Raw genomic sequence first — 21,891 nt, 5'->3', positions numbered from 1 at the left:
AAAAATTTACTAGATGCTTAGGAAAATTTCAATTGCGGCACTTACCATGTTGTCCGTAGTTACAATTGATGCTCAGAAGAACAAAAATTCTCAATTAGAAAGACCCAAATTAGTTGTAGGTTTAGTAGTAGACCAGATGCGATGGGATTATCTGTACCGTTTTTACAGTAAATATGGAAATGACGGTTTCAAAAGATTATTAAATACCGGATATGCATTAAACAATGTTCATATTCCTTATGTTCCAACAATAACAGCTTTAGGACATACTTGTATTTATACAGGATCAGTTCCCGCGATTCATGGGATTGCAGGAAATGACTGGACCGATAAAGAAACAGGAAAAAATGTTTACTGTACAACAGATGAAAGTGTACAACCGGTTGGAACGACCAGTACCAGAATAGGAAGTCATTCCCCAAAAAATCTGTGGTCAACTACAGTTACTGACGAATTAAAACTGGCAACAAATTTCCAGGCAAAAGTAATCGGAGTGTCTTTAAAAGACCGTGCTTCTATTCTTCCCGCAGGACACACCCCAAACGGAGCTTTTTGGTTTGATGATTCTACCGGGAATTTTATTACCAGCAGCTGGTATATGAATGATCTGCCACAATGGTTAAAATCTTTCAATTCTCAGAATTTACCTGAAAAGTTAGTTTCTAATGGATGGAATACTTTATTACCTATCAATCAATATACAGAAAGTTCACCTGATAATTCTGCTTGGGAAGGTCTTTTAGGAAGTTCAAAAACACCTACTTTCCCTTACAGTAATTTAGCAAAAGATTATAAAGAGAAAAAAGATAATATCCGATATACACCTTTTGGAAATACCTTGACATTAAAGTTGGCAGAAGCTTCTGTAGATGGTGAAAAACTGGGAAGTGATAATGTCACAGATTTCCTGGCGATCAATCTTGCTTCTACGGACTATGCGGGACATAAATTCGGACCTAACTCTATTGAAGTGGAAGATGTCTATTTAAGATTGGATCAGGATCTTGCAGAATTCTTTAGCTACCTTGATTCTAAAGTAGGAAAAGGAGAATATACCGTTTTCTTATCTGCAGACCATGGTGGAGCTCATTCTGTAGGTTTTTTAGAAGAGCATAAAATTCCAACAGGTTTCTTTGGTGAAAACAGTCAGAAAGATATCAATCAGAAACTGAAAGAAAAATTCGGTGTAGATAAACTGATCAATGCTGTAGACAATTACCAGATTTATTTCGATAGAAAGCTGTTAAAAGAAAACAAGATCGAATTGGATGATGTAAGAGATTTTACCATCAAGGAATTGGAAAATGATCCAACGGTTTTATATGCTGTTTCTGTAGTTGAAGTTCAGGAAGCAACAATTCCGGAACCTATCAAGCAGAGAATTATCAACGGGATCAACAGACAGAGAAGTGGTGATATTCAACTGATATCTCATGATTCTATGCTTCCTTCTTATGCAAAAACTGGAACATCACACAGTGTATGGAACTCTTATGATTCTCATATTCCTTTATTATTTATGGGATGGGGTATTCAGCACGGAGAAAGCAATAAGCCGTACAACATGACAGATATTGCACCTACTGTTTCTTCTTTATTGAAAATCCAATTCCCAAGTGGAAATGTTGGAAATCCTATTACAGAAGTGATAGGTAAATAATCCTTCAGAAAATATAAATTGTAAAAGCACTCTAAATGGAGTGCTTTTTTTATAAAATCAAGATCTGATCAAGGACTGGATCTCTTTATGGTATTTGCTGTTCTGTTTCCTGATCTTTATGATTAAATAAATAATGATGCCTATAACAGCAGTTCCTAACAGGATAATTCCAATTGTAAGATACTTATATCTGTCTTTTAGTTCCTGGGTTTTCTTTAAAGTTTCTTTATTGTGATTGTCAATTGAATGATTAATAGAACTTAACTCACTTTGTTCTCTTTTAAAACGCATCTCAAAATACTTTCTGTTATAGGTCTGATAGAGATCGGGTTTTCCCATAGCCAGATAGTTTTCCGACATTTCTTTGTAGATTCCCTCATTAAGAATAAGGTCTCCCGTATTTTTACAAAGATTTTCAGCCTGAACCAAAAGGTCCAAAGCTTTTTCATTTTCGCGATTTTGCTTAAACATCTCTGCCATACCTTTTAGAGCAAAGGCTTTAAGACTTTTTGCATTTAGCTTTTCAGCATAGTTTACAGATTGTACAAATGCTGCATGAGCTTCTTCTCTTTGATTCAAATTAAGATAGCAGTATCCAATATTATAATAAACAACACTCATATTCGCATAGGTTGATTTTTTGCTTCTTACTTTTTCAAAATTTTGAATAGATATCAGTAATTTTTCCAGAGCAATTTCGGAATTGGACTGACTTTTATAGATCATTCCCCGGATTGCATAACTTCTAGCCGTTTCAATATATTTTTCAGGAGTGTCTTCTTGAAGCTGCGCTAAATAATGATCAGCTTCATCAAGTGTTTCAAGACTTTTACTGAAAAGTTCCATTTGTTGATACTGTATTCCTACAGACACGAGTACACTGATTTGTGTTTTTAAATCATTTGTTTTTTGAGCCAGATCCTTTGCTTTAAGAATGTATTGTAAAGATTCGTCGAAGTTTCTTTTGGCAATATTAGCCGTTGATAATAATAGATAAATGGTAATGGACTGATTAATATCCTTTTCTTCTTTTAGTAGATTTTTTCCTATCACAATTGCATTGTCAGGATTGTCATAAATCTCAAGACGTGCTTTTTTGATCAGGGAATCATCAGAAATTTTCTGTCCATATAAAAAAAATGGCGGGATCAGTAATAAAAGGATGATTATAGTGAGCTTCATGACATTTTGTTTTTAGTGATTTCCTGAATGTAAGAATTGGGAGACATTCCCGTAACCGACTTAAATACTGTGGTAAAAGCACTGTGTGACGAAAATCCCGAAAATTCAGCCAGATAACTTACTTTATAATGAAGAAAGGCAGGATCTGTTTTTAATAGATGAGCAATATGATTGATTCTTAATTCGTTAATATATCCATTGAAATTTTTCCCTTTGCTATTGTTAATCACTTCAGAAAGGTATTTTGTATTCACACCCATTTGCGCTGATAGGGTAGAAAGTGACATGCTTTTATTAAGGTAACGATCAGATTGTTCCCAATCATTCAGCTTTTGTAAAATTTCAATTTCTTTCTCTTTTGAAATCTTATTGGAATCTTTTTCTGCAGTTCTATCAATGATAATTTTTTCCTGTTTCTCTTTGTGATAAGTTGCTATTGGAATTGGACGTTCTCTTTTTTTCTGTTTTTCAAAGAAATATACCTGTTTCTTTAAGTCTTTATTTCTTCTTTTTTCTATCAGAAAGTAAATGATCAAGCTTGTTATTGATGATATGAGAACAACAATTAATAGCCATAATTTTTTAGATTGATTTTGTCTCTGAAATTCAAGATTATTGTTCTGATAGGTTTCCACCAATTTTACAATGTAACGTATGCCTTCTTTTTGATTAGAGTCTAATTTGGATTTTATCTCGAGATAAAGCTTATTATATTCGTGGTATTTAGTATCATTATGTAATGCAAAATAAGTTTTTGCTAAAGACTCATAAATTTTCGATTTTAAATTATTGTAAGGTAGATTTTCAATTTCCAAAAGTCCCTTTTCCAGTTTATCAATGGCCGTTTTATAATTTTCAGTGAGAAAATAATAACGGGATAGATTTTCATAAGCCAATGCAGATAAAAATGGCTGATGAGATTCTTTTTCTAAATTAATGATCACCTGATCAAGGAGAATTTTAGCATCATTATATTTATTTTGTCGCATTAAATAAGAAGCGCGAAAAATTTTATTTTCAAAACCTATCATTCGGTTTTCCTCATTATGAAAATCGATATATTGATCACTTTTATTTAAGTTATCAAAAGCTGTACTATAATTTCTTATAATAGCTGAATTAATGGCTTGTAGCTGGTAAAGTTTAGCAATCGTTATTTTTGATTTTGGACTTTCATTTTTCAGTAATTTAGTATCAGATAAAAGGCTTGAAATGATTTTTTGAGATTGATTATAAAGATCAAGATTCTGATACTGATCGGCCAGGTTATACTCTCCAAATAGCTGCATAAAATAAGAAATATCCCGATCTTTTTCAGTATCATCTTTCTGTGCAGAAGCATTAACAGATTGTACATAATCTCCTTTCATGGCATAAGCCTGTGAAATAATATTCTGTAAAATGATTTTGTGTTCAGTATTTTGGTCACTTATCAATAAGCTTTGAGAATAGCTGATGCAGTCATCAGGGTTTTGATAGAGTTTCTGAAAAGCTTTATCCGCTAAAATGGTAAAGTCAGGACCAGACTGTCCATTGATAAAAATGCAACACGCAAATATAGCCAGTATGAGTATTCTGCTTTTAGCGTTTTTAGTTGAAAATAATTCGTTTTTCTTATGGTTTTCGTCAATCGTCTTAAAATCTGTCTTCAAAGTTGAATTTTTGTAATTTATTGATTTTTAATTGTTTAAATTTTTAATTCTTTTAAATTTCACGAATTATGTAAGTCAAATTCTTTTAAAAAGGTAAATATAATATTAATATTGTTTCCACCAATTCAAAATATTAACACCAAAGAAATATGAGAAAATTTTACAAAATTTCAATGAAAGCTTTATACGCTTGTTTTTTGTGTAACCTGTCCTTTGTGGCAAATGCGCAATTAACGGTAATGGCAACCGGAAATTATACGGTAGGAGCGATCTCCGGTAATGGAGTAGTAAGTATGCATACCAGTGGCGGCGGAATTTTTAAATGGGATGCCGCAAACGGATTATCGCAAATAGGAACGATTTCTAATGGTTATCCAGCTGCAGGAAGAACGATGGTTAATAGTGATGGCTCAAGAATAGCATCCTCTGTAACCAACACAATCACTGGATTTAATGAAGTATCCATCTACAATACAACAAACTCTACATGGACTAATCTTGGTGGGCTTGTGCCTACCGGTTGGGATGGCTCCGTAAGTTCAACCTGGGGAATGAGTACTGATGGAAATACTATTGTAGGACTAGGCTGGATAAGTGCAGCTAACGCACATGCCATAAAATGGAATTCTCAAAATGGAATGGTTGATCTTGGTAGTATGGTTTCCGGAAGAAGTTCAAGAGCAAACGCAGTCAATGAAAATGGAACAGTAATCGTCGGTTGGCAAGATGAAGACGATGGCACAAGAAGTGGTGCAAAATGGGTAAATGGAGTTGAAAGTTATATTACCGACGGTAGTGGAAATAATGTAGGGGAGGCTGGAGACGTTTCTGCTGATGGAAATACAATAATAGGAGCGAGTATGCCCAATCCGTATGTATGGAACAATACTACGGGTCTCACCTATATAACACATCCTAATTCCTCAGCCTTCTTCAGAGGTGGAGCAACCGGAATTTCCGCTGATGGCGGAACGGTAATAGGCTTTTTCAGGCCATTTGCAGCACCACCAATGTCTGGAGAAGGCTTTATATGGACAGCTGGAGGAGGGAGAATTAATTTAAATGATTATGCCACAAGTTTGGGTATTGCTACCCAAGGTGTAATCATGTCACTGCCTTTGGCTATTTCCAAGGATGGTAAAAAAATAGCAGGAATAGGGACAAATTCTTCTAATCAGATTGTTGCATTTTATCTGGATCTTTCGGAATTCCTATCAACTCATGAAGTGACAAAACAAGTTTCAGGACTATCTATTTATCCTAATCCGGTTAAAGACATCATCTATTTTAAAGGAGTTGAAAAAATTGAAAAAGCTGAAATTTATAATATGGTCGGTCAGAAAATAATGACCTCTGATGCTGAGGGACATCAAATTGATGTATCATCGTTATCAACGGGGAATTATATACTGCAAATTTTTGTGAGGGGGGAAATCTCACAGAATCTAAAATTCATTAAACAGTAAAGATAAAAATTGGACACTTTTACATGACTTAGGCCAAAAAACTCGCAGAACAATCTGCGAGTTTTATTTTATTATGTTCTTTAATTATTCTTGGTCTTCGGATGCGTCCTCATCCTCATATTGCTCAAGATAGTAACTGAAAGTGAAGTCTTCCATTTGTTCCTCTGCATCTTCAAGAGTCGTCAGTAAATCTTCAAAAATTTCCAACTGATCCACGGTTAAATTCACAAATTCCAGATGGAGAGGCATTTCCAGTTCACCAGTAATAACATCATAGAGTGCATCAAGGTTATCTCCAAAATATTCCGGTAAACTGATCTTTTCTTTTAGCTGAGTATAAAAATCCTCATAATCTCCTATATCCGTAAAATCTATATATACTGTTTTCATATTTTTTCTTTTTTGTCATTGCGAGAAACAAAGTGACGAAGCAATCTCAATAGTCGGTAAAGATATCTTTTATTTCATCTGTTAAATCTTTCCATTCTGGATTCATGGAAAGAATTAAATCAATTTTCTTTTGTCTCGAACCTGCTTTTATTTGTTTTTCTCTATAAATGGCATCTCCGATTTCCTGGAAAGATTCCCAATACACTAATTTATGAAGATTATATTTAGCTGTAAAACTAAGTTGATAAAGCTTTTCTTTATGTTTTAGAATTCGGCTATACAAATCCGATGTTACTCCCGTATAAAGAGTTGTATCATTTTTATTTGTCATTATGTATATAAAACCTGCTTTCATTTACTAAAGATTGCTTTGTCGCTACGCTTCTCGCAATGACCAGTTATTTATTGCTTTTCAAAACTTTTGTAATGGTTTTTAGTCAGGTAAACATCGCCGTTTTTTGTAAAGATAATTCGATCTGCATTTCTGTTTCCACAGCTGTAGTTAACATCTGCTTCAAAATACTGATCACCCTTCGGAAGACCACCTTCTCTGTTACCAAAGTGGTCACCACCAATTGCTCTTCCTGGTAAAACTTCACAAAGATTTCCCTTAGAAGGATTCCAGCCTTGGTTTCGGGCTTCATTTTTTGTCATGTAATAATCTGGAAGTTTATGGTTTTGTTTTACATAAGTAATCACGGTTTTCTCAGCCGTCAACTGATCGATAGTCTGTTGATCCGCTGAATTGGCTGAAGTACTGCTATATTCTACTTTTGGACCCTGAACATCTTTTTTGGGATCCGAAAATTTATTAAATACATACATCACGGACATTCCGAATAAAAGTCCAAGACAGGCAAAAAATAAAGGTCTCATTTTACTATTCATAATTTACAAATTAAGATCGCCATTCTTCAGGAACATCACAAACAGGAATAGGATTTATCTTATGTTGTGCTGCTTTATGCATTCTGTCGAAAATTAAAAATACTTCCTTATCACGTCCTTCATAATCTTCTACAGTCTTGGTTCCATATTCTTTTTGAATTTTTTCAAGCTCAGGATATGTGGCGCCAATTTGTTGTTCGTCCGTTCTTTCGGCATCCCAAAGCCCATCCGTAGGAATAGCCTCCTGAATATTTTTAACCAGATTTAAAGCGGTTGCCAATTTGTAAACCTCGGTTTTATAGAGATCAGCAATAGGAGATACATCGACACCACCGTCACCATATTTCGTATAAAATCCGATTCCAAAATCTTCTACTTTATTTCCTGTTCCACAAACCAGTAATCCATTGATCTGCCCATAATAATATAAAGTAAGCATTCTTAAACGAGCCCTTGTATTAGCGAAAGCCAATTTTTCATTGGGATAAAGATCATCTTTTACATCAAAGGTTTTATACAGTTCTTCAAAAGCGGGAGTTAAATTAACAGACATTACTTCTACATTGGGAAATCTCGATTTCAAGTCATTCATATGTTCCCAAGCACGGTTTACCTGATCTTCTTTCTGACGGATCGGCATTTCAATTAATAAGGTTTTCAGCCCTGTCATTGCCGCCAGTGTAGAAACTACCCCAGAATCTACCCCTCCTGAAACTCCAATTACATATCCATTTACTTTTGACTTTTCAGCATACTCTTTTAGCCAGCTTACAATATGATCAATTATTTTTTGTGTCTGCATTATTTATATTTTTAATCTATTCCAAATTCTTTGCGGTATTTTACTACCCCTTTTACATTTTTTAAACCATCTTGTATTAGTTCTATAGCCATTCCATTTTCTTCCGGAATCTCAAAAGGAAAAGTGATTCCAAAATTAGTTGTTTTTTTATATCCAAACTTTGGATAATAATTTTCGTGACCTATTAAAATTACAGATTCATAACCTAATTCTTTTGCGATCTTATGTCCATATTCTATCAGCTTGCTTCCTATTCCTTTACTTTGATATTCAGGTTTTACTGAAACGGGTGCTAATGATAAGGAGCTAAAGATTTCCGAATCACTTCGAATAAAAAGCTTTGTGAAAAGGATATGGCCAACAATTTCGTTGTTTATTTCTGCAACAATAGATAATTCAGGAATGAAAGCATCAGACTTTCTAAGCTTTTCTACTAAAAAATGTTCCTGATGATCACTGTAGTCAGCATCTTTAAATGCCTCTTCTACAAGATTGAAAACCTGAGAATAATCTTTTTCCTGTTCCTGCCTTAAGATCATTAGTTTGAACTGTATTTTTCACGCTTTAATTCATACCAAAAACAAAGTCCATCGGGTTCTTCAAATTCTTCGGTTTTTTCAAATCCTAATTTTTTTAAAACATGAATAGAACCGTCATTTTCACAATGAGCGCATGCATAAATTATCTCTTTATCAAGATCATTAAAACCAAAATCTAAAGACGCCTTTGCAGATTCTACGGCATAACCTTTGCCCCAAAATTCTGGAATAAAACGATAACCTAATTCATAAATATTATTGTAACCATTTATCTCTTTGGTAATAAATTTTAACCCGCTCCATCCAATAAGTAAGTTACTTTCTTTTTCGATCACAGCAAGTCTTCCAACACCAGTATCTTTATATTGCTGCTGGATCATTTTAATTATATTTTCAGATTCTTTAATATCCGTTACAGGAGGTGTACCTACATACTTCACCACTTCCGGGTTGGAGTCGAGAAGAAAAAGGCGCTCAGCATCATGATCTTCGAGCCTTCTTAAAATGAGTCTTTCAGTTTCTAGTTGCATTAGTTTGTTTTTTTTTAAAATTCAATATAAGAAAAGACTTTAAGCAATAGAAAAATGAAAATTTATAATGAAACAAGGTGTTTATTTTATTTTTCATGATGACATTGTGTTTAAATCCGTATTTTCGTACACTTAAATTTCATGTAAAAATAATGAAGATTTTTAGAACTATTACGCTTTCTTCGATTTTAGTTTTGGCACTTTATTCTTGTAAAAAAGAATCTCAGAACCAATGGAAAGTCGAATTGAAAGATCCTGTTGAAAAAGTAGAACTGACCGATATTTCCAAACAATTCTATGACCAGAATATTCCATTGGAAAAATTTAAGGCTGAGTTTCCCTGGTTTCAGGGAACGGTTTCTGATGAAGATTTTAGAAAGAGAAGAACAGATGTTGAAGAGATAAAGATCTATAAAGAGGCTGCTTCTAAAATAGATCAGGTGAAACTTCAGAAGGAACTTCAGGAATTGTTTTCACATATAAAATATTATTTTCCAAGATTCAAAAGCCCGAAAGTATATCTTTTTTCATCTGCATTACAGATGATTCAGGATCCTATTTTTTATGACGAAAAAGGAAACCTTTTATTTATAGATATTTCCGGATTTATGGGCGATAAAAATCCTAATTACAAAGGATTAGAAATGTATTTCCAAAAATCCATGAATCCCAATAATATGGTTCCTAAAGTATCCAGAATGTTTGCGGAAAATATTGTTCCTTTTTCTACGGATCATCAGAAATTTATCGATCAGTTAATGTTTAATGGAAAGATAATGATCCTTCAGGATGCGTTTTTACCTGATACTCCGGATTATTTGAAAATGAATTATACCAAACAGCAATATGACTGGGCAGTGGGTAATGAAGGCAATATCTGGAATTATTTTGTGGAAAGTAATTTATTGTTTGGAGATGATCACAGATTAGAAGAACGGTTTATTTCACCGGGGCCTTTTTCCAAGTTTTATACAGATATCGATAATGAATCTTCTCCTCAGATCGGAATTTTTACAGGATGGCAGATATCTAAAAAATACCTACAAGAAAAGCCTGAAACAAAGCTTACAGATTTTCTTAAAATGGATGGCACTGAAATATTTAACCAGTCTGGTTATAAACCAAGTGTAACAAAATAGATCACTTCTAACACCTATATAAGACCTTTTGCGAAACGCAGGGGGTCTTTTTTATTTTTTAACACCTATCAATACAATATGCATGGAAAATTTAATTAAAATCCAAAACTTAAGTTATGGATTCTCTCAAAATAAACTCATTCTTAAAAATGTAAGTTTATCAGTCCCTAGAGGAAGTATTTTTGGCTTTCTTGGAGCCAATGGCGCCGGAAAATCAACTACCATGAAGTTAATGTTGGGAAGTCTTCCTGATGAAAGCAATACGATTGATATTTTTAACCAAAAGTTATCTCAGCTTTATCCTGAAGGGTTTCAAAAAATTGGAAGCTTAATTGACAGTCCTGCTTTTTACGACCACTTATCCGGATGGGATAATCTTGTTATTCTCTCTAAGCTGAGAGGTCTTCCTGATTCAGAATGCGAAAGGGTTTTGAATTTGGTAGATCTTTGGGATAGCAGAAAAATGAAGATGAAAAAATATTCACTCGGAATGAAGCAAAGGTTGGCAATTGCCATGGCGCTTCTTGGAAAACCAGAGCTCTTAATTCTGGATGAACCTGTTAATGGTCTTGACCCCAACGGAATGCTGGAAATTAGGGAGCTGCTTCTAAAGCTTAATAAAGAGCAGGGAATTACGATATTTATTTCAAGTCATTTATTACAGGAAGTTGAAAAAATGGTTACTCATTTGGCTATTATCTCGAATGGTACCATTAAGTTTTCAGGAAGTGTAGAAGAATTAAATAGCCATTACCGCCATAATCATTTACGGATAGGGTTGAATAATGCTGCCAATTTTGTCCAAAGTATTCCTGAGTATTATTCAGCAAAAATAATTGATGCAAACACAATAGAAATAACCGTTCAGTCCAGAGAAGATATTATCAGGCTTAATAAAATGCTGGTGATGAACGAGGCTGAGATTTTTGAGATCAAAAATAGTGCAGGATTGGAAGATTGGTTCATGGAAATAACAAAAAATTAAAAATCAACACAAAATGAAAAAATTATTCATATTGGTCAATACTGAATGGCTAAAGATAAAAGGACTTGGATTGGTTTATTTAGGATTGATCCTAGGTGCTTTAATTCCTCTTATCGGTTTTTTGAATCAAACTTTTAATCCAGGATTTATTACTGCAGAAGATCTTCCAGCCTCCGTTTTTGAAAGCACTATAACCGATACTTTCAAAGCTTTTTCTCTTTTCTTTCTGCTGCTTTACATTATTATTACAGCAAATAGAATTGCTCAGGTGGATCATAAGAATAATGGTTGGCAACTTATGGAAACACAGCCGATCAGTAAATTTCAGCTGTATCTTTCTAAATATATTGTTCTCTTGATCTTAGGCTTTTTGTGTATAGCTTCTTACTTTATATTTAGTATTCTTTTTTCTTTATTGGATTTCTATATTCATCCCAGTGAAACAAAACTGCTTACTTTCGATTTGCTCTGGGTTGTGAAAACATTTACTAGGTTATGTTTCGCGATATTAGGTGTTGCAGCGGTTCAGCTATGTGTTTCTGTAGCTTTTCCCGGCTTTATTTGGGCTTTTTTAGTGGGGATTCTTGGACTTATTGTTAATATGTATTCTCTGGTTGAAAGAGTAAGTCTTCCATATATTCCATACAATTCCATGTATATTTTAAGTAAATCTCCTAACATAAGAAGTCTTAATCATTTTGTTACATACAGCGAATATTTAAGCTTGTTTTGGGCGATTGTATTTTTTATAATAGGATATTTCTGGTATCGAGGAAAAAGTTTCAAAACTGCTTTTCTAAAAAGTAAAAAACAAATTATCCTTTCATCCATTTTTGTAATTGTGGTATCTGGGGCATTCTTTATTTTAGAAAAACCAAAAGCTTACTATAGTGAAGGTTCGGGAATTGTGATCAAAGGAAAATTGAGTACAGATCTGAAAATAGACTCCATAAAGATTTTCTCTAAAGATTTTCATAAAAAGATCGGAAGTGCTGCTGTAAGGGATGGGATCTTTTTATGGGAAACAAAACAAGATATACCATTTGATGAATATAGTCTTGAATTTGGAACTAAAAGAATTGATTTTATGATGGGAAGTGGGGATCGATTTGACTTTAATATTCGATGTAACACCATGCATATTCTTTATTATCTTAATTCTAACCGATCTGCAGAACAAGAGTACAAAAACGAGGAAGATGGCTTTGGATCTGAATTTTCTTATGCTGTGGATGGGCAGAAATATAATGATGATCCCATCCAATTTTATAAGCTGGCTCAATCTGACTGGAAAAAGAATATGAAAAGGCTTGAGTATTATACAGATTCCGAGAATCATGCACTTTCTGATGAATATAAAGCATACCGAAAGCAGTTGCTTGCTATTCAATATTTGAATGAGATTAATAATTATAGAAAAATGACTTCCTATGATGATCCTAAATTTGCTCCTCCAGCTTCCTTTCTTACAGAATTAAATACAGGAATTAAAAACCCAACTCTATTATTAAGCAAAAATGATGATTATATTCAATATAAACTTGATCAAATGCTTACTGATAAGGATAGATTATCAAATGCTGACAGTATTCTTTTTATAAAATTAAATACTCTGCCAAATGGAATTAATAAAGATCGTCTTTTAACAAAACATCTTGTTAAAAGTATGGAATTAGAATCTGATAGTCTTTCAAGAAATCAGCTCTTTGCAAAAGAGATTAAAGAATTAAAAGATATTGATTATCAGAAATTGGTTGAATCCAAGTTCGAGCAGCTTAATATCTCTCAAAAAGGTGCTCCATTTTTAGATTTAAAACTCCTTGATAATAAAGGAAAAGCTCATCAACTATCTCAATACAGAGGAAAGTATGTGGTCATAGATCTGTGGGCGACATGGTGTGGACCATGTAAACAGATTCGTCCGATATTTGATACCCGAAGTAATCAGTATCGCTATTACAGCAATATTCAGTTTATTTCGATCAGTTTGGATCAGGATAAAACCAAGTGGGTGAATTATTTGAAAACAAAACCGTCGAAAGTGCCACAATATTGGTTATCAGACGCACGAGAGTTTATGAACAAGTATAAAATCCAGACAATTCCAAGATTTATTATCATAGATCCTGATGGAAAAGTTTTCAACCTAAATAGTCCATTTCCTGATGAAGATAATTTCGTAGAAATTTTAGATAAGCTCAAGAAGTATTAACTTTGTGAAAAATTTAAAATTGATATGAGAAAGACTCAGATAACGATAGACGTTGAATTGGATGAAAACCATATTCCTGAATTAATAACCTGGAATGCGCAGGATGGAGGAATTGAAAAGGAAGAGACTAAAGCAACAATGATTTCTGTTTGGGATGAAAAAACAATGGAAGCTTTAAGAATTGACCTTTGGACCAAGGAAATGCCTGTTGATCAGATGAAGATGTTCATCCACCAGATTTTAGTTTCTTTAGGAAATACCTACCAGAGAGCAACCGGAGAAGAAGATGTAGCACAATGGATTGAACAGATTGCAGAAGAGTTTGCCATAAAGTCCGCAATAAAAATGTAAATAAAATTTACCAATATATCAATGTACCAATGTATTTTAAATTGTTAAATTGTTACACTGGTAGATTGTTACATTATAAAAGAAAAATATTATGAATTTCAATACAAAAGTTATACACGGCGGACAACACCATGAGTCTGCAACAGGTTCTGTAAATGTTCCGGTATTTTTAACTTCTACTTTTGCACAAAAAAGTCCTGGAGTGCACTCTGGTTATGAATATTCAAGAGCAGCTAATCCAACAAGACAGGCTTTAGAGGATTCTTTAGCAAGTATCGAAAACGGAGCAAGAGGTCTTGCTTTCGGCTCTGGTCTTGCAGCCATCGACTGTGTTTTAAAATTATTAAATCCCGGTGATGAGGTAATTGCTGTAGATGATTTATATGGTGGAACTTATAGAATGTTCACAAGACTTTTTGAAAAATACCAATTGAAGTTTACTTTCGTAAATTTTGATGATGTTTCTAAAATTGCTGACGTTATCACAGATAATACAAAGCTGATCTGGGTGGAAACACCTACGAATCCTTTGATGAAATTGGTGGATATCAAAGCTGTTGTTGAAATTGCTAAAGGAAAAGATATTCTAGTAGCGGTTGATAATACTTTTGCAACTCCTTATATCCAAAGGCCAATCGACTTGGGTGCTGATATCGTAATGCATTCAGCTACAAAATACTTAGGCGGACATTCTGATGTTATTGCTGGGGCTCTTATCGCTAAAGATGCTGAATTGGGAGAAAAGTTACATTTCATCCAGTTTGCAAGTGGTGGTATATTAGGACCTCATGATTCTTATTTGGTATTAAGAGGAATTAAAACATTGGCATTAAGAATGCAAAGACATTCTGATAATGGGCTTGAAGTAGCAAAATATCTTGAAACTCATCCTGCTGTAGATAGAGTAATTTATCCGGGATTAGAGTCTCACCCACAATATGAATTGGCAAAATCTCAGATGAAAGAAGCTGGCGGAATGGTGTCTTTCACTTTCAAATCTGGAAAAAAAGAAGACGCAATCAAATTCTTAGAAAGAGTAAAAGTTTTCACATTAGCTGAATCTTTAGGTGGAGTAGAGTCTTTAGCCAATCACCCGGCATTAATGACGCATGCATCTATTCCTGCAGAAAAAAGAGCTGAATTAGGTATCACAGACGATTTGGTTCGTTTAAGTGTTGGTATCGAAGATAAAGAAGATCTTATTGCAGATTTAGAAAGAGCTTTTTCTTAAATTAAAAACAATAAATATCCGGTTTTGATCAATGCTTTTTATATTTTGCTTAAAATAGTATGATCAAAAACGGATGTTTTTTTATAAACCAAATCTTAATATGAAAAACACAAGAAAAGCAACCACTGAGGATTTACCTCAGTTATCAGAATTGTTTGATCAATACAGGGTTTTTTATCACAAAGAATCTGATATTCCAAGTGCGGAAAAATTTTTAAAAGAAAGAATTGAATATAAAGAATCTGAACTCTTTGTTGCTGAAACAGAAGGTAAGTTGGTAGGATTTGTTCAGCTATATCCTTTATTTTCCTCTACAAGAATGAAACGCTATTGGATATTGAATGATTTATATGTGAATGATTCTTACAGAGGAAAAGGTTATTCTAAGGAATTAATCGAAGAAGCTAAAGAACTATGTAAATCTTCAGGTGCCAGCGGAGTATTGTTGGAAACAGGAAAAAGCAATGATATCGGGAATCAGCTATATCCATCTTGTGGATTTGAATTATATGACTCTGTTAATTTTTATGAATGGAGTAACCCGGATCAATAAAGAATTACTAATTACTTATAACTAATAGAAGTCATATGACCGATTTTCAAAAATACATTCAAAGATATTTAGATCAGATTCCATCCGAAGACTGGATGGGAGAATTAAACAAATCAGGGGAGAAGACTACCGAAATTTATTCTACTCTTACTGAAGAGCAATCTCACTTTGCTTATGGAGAAGGGAAGTGGACATTGAAGGAGTTGCTTCTACATTTATCAGATACAGAAAGAGTGTTTCAGTATAGAATTCTTGCTTTTGCGAGAGGTGAGGAGGCCGCATTGCCAGGATTTGATGAAAATGATTATGCCGCCCGTTCTTTCGCCAATGAAAGAAGTTTAAGTTCCCTTTTAGAAGAATACAAATTGGTAAGAAAATCTTCTCAAATATTACTAGAAACACTTAATCCAAGTGCTTTAGCCAATAAAGGGATTGCCAGCGGAAATGAGATAACGGTTGAAACAATCGGAAGGCTTATTGTTGGACACAATTATCATCATTTGCATATTATTGAGGAAAGGTATTTGCCGAATTTGCTGTAAAACTAAAAGAAAGATTGGTTATAATTAAATTTCAATGATATTCCGGAAAATTTTTTTACTAATACCTCTATTTATTTTTTTTATCTCCCTTTTTTTCAATGCTTTTAAAGTTGTTGATTTGGGTAAGATGACAGATTACAAATCTGGATTGATTCTTCTTTTTGGGGCAATTAGCTTTCTGGGTGGCGGAATATTAGAGTTTTTTATTTGGACTGCTAATTTATGGTTTTTATTGGCTATTTTGTTTCTGTATAAAAAAGAATATTTTATAGCTATTTTATTTGGATTATTAGCTTCAGCTATATCTTTATCATTTATTTCTTGGAAAGAAATTTTAGTTTCTGAGAATGGCAGAATGGGAGAGATATACAGTTTAGAAATAGGTTATTTTTTATGGCTGTTTTCCATTTTGTTTACGACGATTTCTTCTATTTATTTAAAAATTACGGTTAAAAATAATTGATTTTTCTTTAATTCCCCCCAGGGGGCTTTAGCCAAAACATAATGAAAATTCTTATTTTTGACAAAACAAAAAAGATTTCTACTCTTTTATCTTTACTCTTTCTTCTAAAAAATTAAAATGGAAAACATTATCAATATATTAAAATCCGGTGGAACGATTCTTTACCCCACAGATACTATCTGGGGGATTGGTTGTGACGCGACCAATGTCGAAGCGATCAATAAAATCTTTGATATCAAAAAGCGTGAGAAAAATAAATCCATGATTATTTTAGTGGAGTCTGAAAAAAGACTGCAGGACCTGGTAGATGTTCCAGAGATGGCTTGGGAGATCATTGACTTAAGTGAAAAACCGGTAACAATCGTCTATGAGAATCCAAAAGGCTTACCCAAGGAATTACTAGCAGAAGATGGAAGTATAGGAATCCGTTTAGTGAAAAATGATTTCTGTAAAAAACTGATTACAAAACTGAACAAACCTTTAGTGTCAACATCAGCCAATTTTAGTGGCGATAAAAGCCCATTAAAGTTTTCTGACATTTCCTCAGAAATAATCAATTTGGTTGATTATGCCGTGGAAGAAGATCGAGAAAAGGTTTCTAAGTTTTCAGGATCTTCGGTTATAAAAATATGGAGTGATAATAGAATAAAAGTTCTTCGGGAATAGAAAACAAGATTTTAATTATCTTTGCAGATCATTTAACCATTAGGAAATTAAGAAAGATGGAGTTTGTTTAAAATACATCAGTTTTTAAACATTGATCTACAACTGGATTTCTTAGTGGTTTTACATTAAATAATAAATATGTTCATCAATCTTACTCAAAATAAAAATCTAAAGCTTTTTAAAATAATCTCGGAAGTAGCGGCCAGAAATAATCAGTCAGTATATATTGTTGGTGGGTATGTTCGGGATTTATTGATGAAAAGAAAAGCATCTACAGATATTGATTTTGTTACTGAGCAGAGTGGAATTGAACTTGCCCAAAGTGTAGCTGAAGAAATTGATCCTAAGTTAAAAGTTTCTGTTTTTAAGACCTATGGAACAGCGATGATCAAATATAGAGATCTTGAATTAGAATTTGTAGGAGCAAGAAAGGAAAGCTATACTGAAAATAGTCGTAAACCTGAAGTAGAAGGAGGCACACTGGAAGACGATCAGAAAAGAAGGGATTTTACCATTAATGCAATGGCTATCTCTTTGAACAAAGATAATTTTGGAGAACTTATTGATCCTTTTAATGGGATAGAAGATCTTGAAAAGAAAATTTTAAGAACACCTTTAGAGCCTGTCCAGACTTATTCTGACGATCCACTGAGAATGATGAGGGCAATTCGTTTTGCTTCTACCTTACAGTTTACAATAGAAGAAAATTCATTATTGGCGATCAGTCAGGAAGTAGAAAGAATTAAAATAGTTTCTATGGAAAGGATCATGGTGGAATTTAATAAAATTATGATGTCTGAAAAGCCATCTATCGGATTAAGTTTATTAGGACAGACAGGGCTTTTAAAATACATTATCCCAGAGTTAATAGAGCTGAAAGGAGTAGAAGAGGTAGAAGGACAAACCCATAAAGACAATTTTTATCATACTTTGGAAGTGGTAGATAATATCTCGTTAAATACAGATAAACTCTGGCTACGTTGGGCAGCATTGCTTCATGATATTGGAAAAGCTCCCACAAAGAAATTTGTTGAGGGAACGGGCTGGACATTTCATGGACACGAGTTTTTAGGTTCAAAAATGGCAAAAACGCTTTTTCAAAGACTTAAATTACCTTTAGGTCCAGATTTAAAGTATGTCCAGAAAATGGTAAAACTTTCATCCCGTCCAATTGCTTTGATTACAGATGATGCATCCGATTCTGCATTAAGAAGGCTATTGTTTGATGCCGGTGAAGATATGGAAGATCTGTTTACACTTTGTAAGGCAGATATAACGACGAAAAATTCTAAAAAACAGGATAAGTTCAAACGTAATTTTGAATATGTTGCTGTCAAAATAAAAGAGGTTGAAGAAAAAGACCAGGTAAGAAACTTTCAGCCCCCAATTTCAGGAGAAGAAATTATGGTGATGTTTGATCTTAAACCGGGACGCGAGATTGGGATTTTAAAAGAAAAAGTAAAAGAAGCTATTTTAGAAGGTGAAATTTTAAATGACCACGATGAGGCGAAAAGATTTGTAATTATTGAAGCTGAAAAATTAGGACTAGAAGCTAAAATTTAAAATAAAACTTCAAATAATAAAAAAGATCTGAAAAACTATTTCAGATCTTTTTTATTTAAATCTTTTATAAAAGAAATCCGGGCTGCCCTAAGGCAGCCCGGAAAAAACACAAATGATGAAAAAAAATAAAATTTATTTGTATATCGAAGTATAAATTTCTTAATTCAGATATACACCATTAGAACCTTTACCCGTTGTAAAGGACTTAATTTTTGATCCTGAAGTTGTATATACTGTAATTTCACTGTCTTCAGTAAAGTTTTTAACGTCTGATGTGAAGATTTTTCCATCTACAACGCTAAATCCATATAAAGTATAATATTGTCCACCGTCTACAGCTGTAATAATAGGAGTTGTAGGAGTGATATTAGATGTCATATTCATTGAATATACTTTGTTGGCAGAAGAGAAGAAATACTTCCCGCCATCTATCTGAAGATTGGTGGCATTAGCAATACCTGTTAAAGTAGTTGTTTTGGTAATGTTTCCAGTATTAGAGATCTGATAAATATAGGAATCTGTAGCTTCTGAAGCAATAACATAAACATTTCCATTATAAGAAATAGTTCTGTTGATATTTCCGTTTGGTAATGTGATTACAGATTGTATTTCATTATTTGAAGTATTGATGTAGGTAATTTTGTTTCCAAAACCAAAACTTGCATTTTGAACAAAAATGTTTCCTCCAGCTTCGACAATTCTTTCTACAGCATCATTGAACGTAATTTTTTTAACGAAAGATAAATCTGAGCTTTTATAAATGCTTACATATTTTGCACCGTTATACTTATCGTTAGTTACATATACGTTATTAGTAGTAACGGCAACGTAACGAGGCTGATCAATTTGATCAGTAATTGTACCTGTACTTTTAAAAGTATAACGGTTAACCACTTGAATTTTATTGGAATTGTTCAACAGAAGATATGCTTTGTCACCATTGAATGCTACAGATTGTAAAACATCTCCCAGTTGAGTTCCATTGTTTTTAGAAAAAATACTGTTCTGGCTAAAAGTCAGATCTCTTGAAACAAAAGTTACTTCTGCATTAGGCTTTCCAAAATTCCCTTCATTAGCGATTAAGAAACCATTTTCATAAGTAATTACTGGTAATGTATCATCATCATTGTTACTACACGAAATATTGAATAGCAATATGGTAGCAAATAAAAGTTGTAAGAGTTTAGTTATTTTCATGTTATTTTTAATTAAAAATTTATTGTTGCTGAAATACTGTAGTTTCGTTTTGGCATAGGATAATAGGATACCGTTTCATAAACAGTATTGGTTAAATTATTTACTTTAAACCCTATGATGTATTTTTTTAGGATGGTTGCCGAAATTCCAGTGTTTAAAACAAAATAAGGATCCAGGGCGTCTTCTCTTTTTTCATCGGTTGTGGTATATGTAAGACCGTTAAATAAACCTTGAACATAAAATTTTAAGAAATCGTACTGATAATCAAAATTTCCAAAAACTTTATGAAGTGGGACATATACCATCTGGTTCTTAGTTTCTTTGTTAATTGATTTGGCAAAGGTATATCCAACATTGAATCTGAAATGGTGTTCATTGAATTTTTTATCAAATGTAATCTGAGATTCTAAACCATAAGATTCCACCTTGTTGATATTTACAGGAGACCAATAACCGTATTCTGTAGGAAGCCAAACAATATTGTCTGAAATATTAAGATAATATGGGCTTAATGTAAGTTTAAACGCACCAAATTTGAAATCATGATCCATATCTATCTGGAATGATGTTTCTGGTTTTAAATCAAGGTTTCCCCCGGGATTCCAATACAGCTCATTGAAAGTAGGAAATCTGAAGTTTTTGGATATATTCAAACCTACGCTGTACCATTGTAGAGGATCCCATTTTCCGGAAAATGAATAAAGCAGAGGTGCATTTATATTTTCAACAAAATCTTTTTTTACTCCAGCCTCAAAACGCAGATCTTTCGTTGGGAAATAGCGTAATAATCCAGCCACAGATCCCACATTTCTACTTACACTTCCAATTCCCTCTGTTTTTATACCTGGGATGACGGGCTGATATCCTTCTCCTTTATTCACCTGAAATTCAGTAATTACATTAAAATTCAGTTTTGGAACAATGAAATAGTTAAAATCATTTTTAAAAATGTAATTCTTTCCTGTAGATCCACTTGTTTTTGGAGCGTTATAATTGCCGAAATATTGAAAGTTTTCTTCTGTATAAGCTGCTTTTAGGCTATTCGAAAATTTACTTTTATTGATGTCCCAAGAAAGTAAGCTTCTGGTACTTTGTGTCTCATATCTTGTTCTGTTCCCATTTTCGACAAAAATGGGATAGTTTTGAGCGGAATCAAAAAACTGACTTTGCCACGAAAGGGTTTGATGATTGGCAATTTTGTATGATATACCAACATTAAATGTTGTATTGTAATATTTCCCGTTTCTGTTTATGTAATTTTTCTCTTCAACTTCATAATCATTCTGACTGATCGAGTGATTTCCCGAAACTTTAAAACTGAACTTATCATTGCTATAGGCAGCTTGAGCAAAATTATTAAAGGTGTTAAAAGAACCTGCCTCAGAATATAAAGATGCTTTGAAGCCATCATTAAAGCGTAAATTGTTATTGAGGTGAATGCTTCCTCCAATAGCACCACTTCCATAAATGACACTTCCACCACCTGCTTTTATTCCGATCTGATCATATCCGAATAAAGGGATATTATTAATGTCTCCTTGTCCAAGAAATATGGAGTTAATATTAATCCCATTCCATACAAAAGCAGTCTGTTGTGCAGTTGTTCCCCTAAATGAAGGCGAAGATACAGCACCAAGGCCATTTTCTTTAATGTAAACGCTGGACTGGAAACGTAGAAGCTCTGAAAGATTGGTGGAGTTTTTTTCCACATCTTGTGGAGTAATCGTATTTACCTTATGAAAAAGCTTTACTTTATTCATTTGGTTGTCAAAAATATACACGGTGTCAATTGCTTTCTCCTGTCCCAGACAAAAAAAATAGGCAGATGACGATAAAAGTAGTACTAAAGTTTTTTTCATACTATTTTACTTTTCCTCCGA

Annotated in this window: 22 protein-coding genes; 12 read left to right on the top strand and 10 right to left on the bottom strand. The window is 33.4% G+C overall.

Annotated elements, in window-relative coordinates; all coding sequences use genetic code 11:
• Positions 1-13 precede the first annotated feature (13 nt).
• Positions 14-1,660: an alkaline phosphatase PafA gene (gene pafA / locus J7E44_RS18725; protein ID WP_214832411.1), complete on the top strand. Its 1,647-nt coding sequence runs from the start codon at positions 14-16 to the stop codon at positions 1,658-1,660.
• 57 nt (positions 1,661-1,717) lie between these two features.
• Here pafA and J7E44_RS18720 read toward each other — a convergent pair whose 3' ends face one another.
• Positions 1,718-2,842: a tetratricopeptide repeat protein gene (locus J7E44_RS18720; protein ID WP_214832408.1), complete on the bottom strand. Its 1,125-nt coding sequence runs from the start codon at positions 2,840-2,842 to the stop codon at positions 1,718-1,720.
• Complete coding sequence (locus J7E44_RS18715) at positions 2,839-4,494, bottom strand: helix-turn-helix domain-containing protein (protein WP_214832406.1); 1,656 nt, start codon at positions 4,492-4,494, stop codon at positions 2,839-2,841. The genes J7E44_RS18720 and J7E44_RS18715 overlap by 4 nt, the downstream gene beginning before the upstream one ends.
• A 173-nt stretch (positions 4,495-4,667) precedes the next feature.
• Here J7E44_RS18715 and J7E44_RS18710 point away from each other — a divergent pair, with 173 nt between their 5' ends.
• Positions 4,668-5,960, top strand: a complete 1,293-nt coding sequence (locus J7E44_RS18710; RefSeq protein ID WP_251040622.1) for a T9SS type A sorting domain-containing protein — start codon at positions 4,668-4,670, stop codon at positions 5,958-5,960.
• Positions 5,961-6,044: 84 nt separating this feature from the next.
• Here the strand turns inward: J7E44_RS18710 and J7E44_RS18705 are convergent, their stop codons facing one another.
• The 6 genes from J7E44_RS18705 to J7E44_RS18680 are packed head-to-tail and all read right to left on the bottom strand — an operon-like array spanning position 6,045 to position 9,109.
• Positions 6,045-6,350: a barstar family protein gene (locus J7E44_RS18705; protein WP_214832395.1), complete on the bottom strand. Its 306-nt coding sequence runs from the start codon at positions 6,348-6,350 to the stop codon at positions 6,045-6,047.
• 46 nt (positions 6,351-6,396) lie between these two features.
• Positions 6,397-6,705 (bottom strand): GIY-YIG nuclease family protein, encoded by a 309-nt coding sequence (locus J7E44_RS18700; protein ID WP_214832385.1) that lies wholly within the window; start codon positions 6,703-6,705, stop codon positions 6,397-6,399.
• Between the two features lie 47 nt (positions 6,706-6,752).
• The gene (locus tag J7E44_RS18695) at positions 6,753-7,238 is read right to left on the bottom strand and encodes a ribonuclease domain-containing protein (RefSeq protein ID WP_214832383.1); all 486 of its coding nucleotides are present in this window, start codon (positions 7,236-7,238) and stop codon (positions 6,753-6,755) included.
• Positions 7,239-7,248: 10 nt separating this feature from the next.
• A complete protein-coding gene (gene nadE / locus J7E44_RS18690; RefSeq protein WP_214832376.1) occupies positions 7,249-8,040 on the bottom strand; it encodes an NAD(+) synthase in 792 nt (263 codons plus the stop codon).
• An 11-nt stretch (positions 8,041-8,051) separates the two neighbouring features.
• Positions 8,052-8,579, bottom strand: coding sequence for a GNAT family N-acetyltransferase (locus tag J7E44_RS18685; RefSeq protein WP_214832369.1), 528 nt, complete (start codon positions 8,577-8,579; stop codon positions 8,052-8,054).
• Entirely contained in the window at positions 8,579-9,109 is a 531-nt protein-coding gene (locus tag J7E44_RS18680) for a GNAT family N-acetyltransferase (protein ID WP_214832367.1), read from the bottom strand. The genes J7E44_RS18685 and J7E44_RS18680 overlap by 1 nt, the downstream gene beginning before the upstream one ends.
• 152 nt (positions 9,110-9,261) lie before the next feature.
• On the opposite strand from J7E44_RS18680, the gene gldB reads away from it, so the two are divergent.
• The 10 genes from gldB to J7E44_RS18630 all read left to right on the top strand — a co-directional run bounded on the left by gldB (position 9,262) and on the right by J7E44_RS18630 (position 18,814).
• The gene (gldB, locus tag J7E44_RS18675) at positions 9,262-10,248 is read left to right on the top strand and encodes a gliding motility lipoprotein GldB (protein ID WP_214832365.1); all 987 of its coding nucleotides are present in this window, start codon (positions 9,262-9,264) and stop codon (positions 10,246-10,248) included.
• A gap of 82 nt (positions 10,249-10,330) precedes the next feature.
• The gene (locus tag J7E44_RS18670; protein ID WP_214832363.1) at positions 10,331-11,233 is read left to right on the top strand and encodes an ABC transporter ATP-binding protein; all 903 of its coding nucleotides are present in this window, start codon (positions 10,331-10,333) and stop codon (positions 11,231-11,233) included.
• A gap of 13 nt (positions 11,234-11,246) precedes the next feature.
• Positions 11,247-13,445: a thioredoxin-like domain-containing protein gene (locus J7E44_RS18665; protein ID WP_214832361.1), complete on the top strand. Its 2,199-nt coding sequence runs from the start codon at positions 11,247-11,249 to the stop codon at positions 13,443-13,445.
• Positions 13,446-13,469: 24 nt separating this feature from the next.
• The gene (gene gldC, locus J7E44_RS18660; RefSeq protein ID WP_214832359.1) at positions 13,470-13,796 is read left to right on the top strand and encodes a gliding motility protein GldC; all 327 of its coding nucleotides are present in this window, start codon (positions 13,470-13,472) and stop codon (positions 13,794-13,796) included.
• Positions 13,797-13,887: 91 nt separating this feature from the next.
• Entirely contained in the window at positions 13,888-15,027 is a 1,140-nt protein-coding gene (locus J7E44_RS18655; protein ID WP_214832350.1) for a cystathionine gamma-synthase, read from the top strand.
• Positions 15,028-15,127: 100 nt separating this feature from the next.
• The gene (locus J7E44_RS18650; RefSeq protein ID WP_214832342.1) at positions 15,128-15,580 is read left to right on the top strand and encodes a GNAT family N-acetyltransferase; all 453 of its coding nucleotides are present in this window, start codon (positions 15,128-15,130) and stop codon (positions 15,578-15,580) included.
• A 35-nt stretch (positions 15,581-15,615) separates the two neighbouring features.
• Positions 15,616-16,122, top strand: coding sequence for a DinB family protein (locus J7E44_RS18645; protein WP_214832335.1), 507 nt, complete (start codon positions 15,616-15,618; stop codon positions 16,120-16,122).
• Positions 16,123-16,249: 127 nt separating this feature from the next.
• Positions 16,250-16,585 (top strand): hypothetical protein, encoded by a 336-nt coding sequence (locus tag J7E44_RS18640; protein ID WP_214832333.1) that lies wholly within the window; start codon positions 16,250-16,252, stop codon positions 16,583-16,585.
• 117 nt (positions 16,586-16,702) lie between these two features.
• Positions 16,703-17,251: an L-threonylcarbamoyladenylate synthase gene (locus J7E44_RS18635; protein WP_214832331.1), complete on the top strand. Its 549-nt coding sequence runs from the start codon at positions 16,703-16,705 to the stop codon at positions 17,249-17,251.
• Between the two features lie 138 nt (positions 17,252-17,389).
• Positions 17,390-18,814: a CCA tRNA nucleotidyltransferase gene (locus tag J7E44_RS18630; protein WP_214832321.1), complete on the top strand. Its 1,425-nt coding sequence runs from the start codon at positions 17,390-17,392 to the stop codon at positions 18,812-18,814.
• Between the two features lie 159 nt (positions 18,815-18,973).
• Here J7E44_RS18630 and J7E44_RS18625 read toward each other — a convergent pair whose 3' ends face one another.
• Complete coding sequence (locus tag J7E44_RS18625) at positions 18,974-20,011, bottom strand: YncE family protein (protein ID WP_214832318.1); 1,038 nt, start codon at positions 20,009-20,011, stop codon at positions 18,974-18,976.
• Positions 20,012-20,022: 11 nt separating this feature from the next.
• Positions 20,023-21,870: a TonB-dependent receptor plug domain-containing protein gene (locus J7E44_RS18620; RefSeq protein WP_214832316.1), complete on the bottom strand. Its 1,848-nt coding sequence runs from the start codon at positions 21,868-21,870 to the stop codon at positions 20,023-20,025.
• Positions 21,871-21,891: the final 21 nt, after the last annotated feature.

It is taken from the genome of Chryseobacterium sp. ISL-6, from assembly GCF_018613715.1.
In the GTDB taxonomy this organism is placed as follows: domain Bacteria; phylum Bacteroidota; class Bacteroidia; order Flavobacteriales; family Weeksellaceae; genus Chryseobacterium; species Chryseobacterium paludis.
This window is presented reverse-complemented; position numbering and strand designations above follow the sequence as displayed.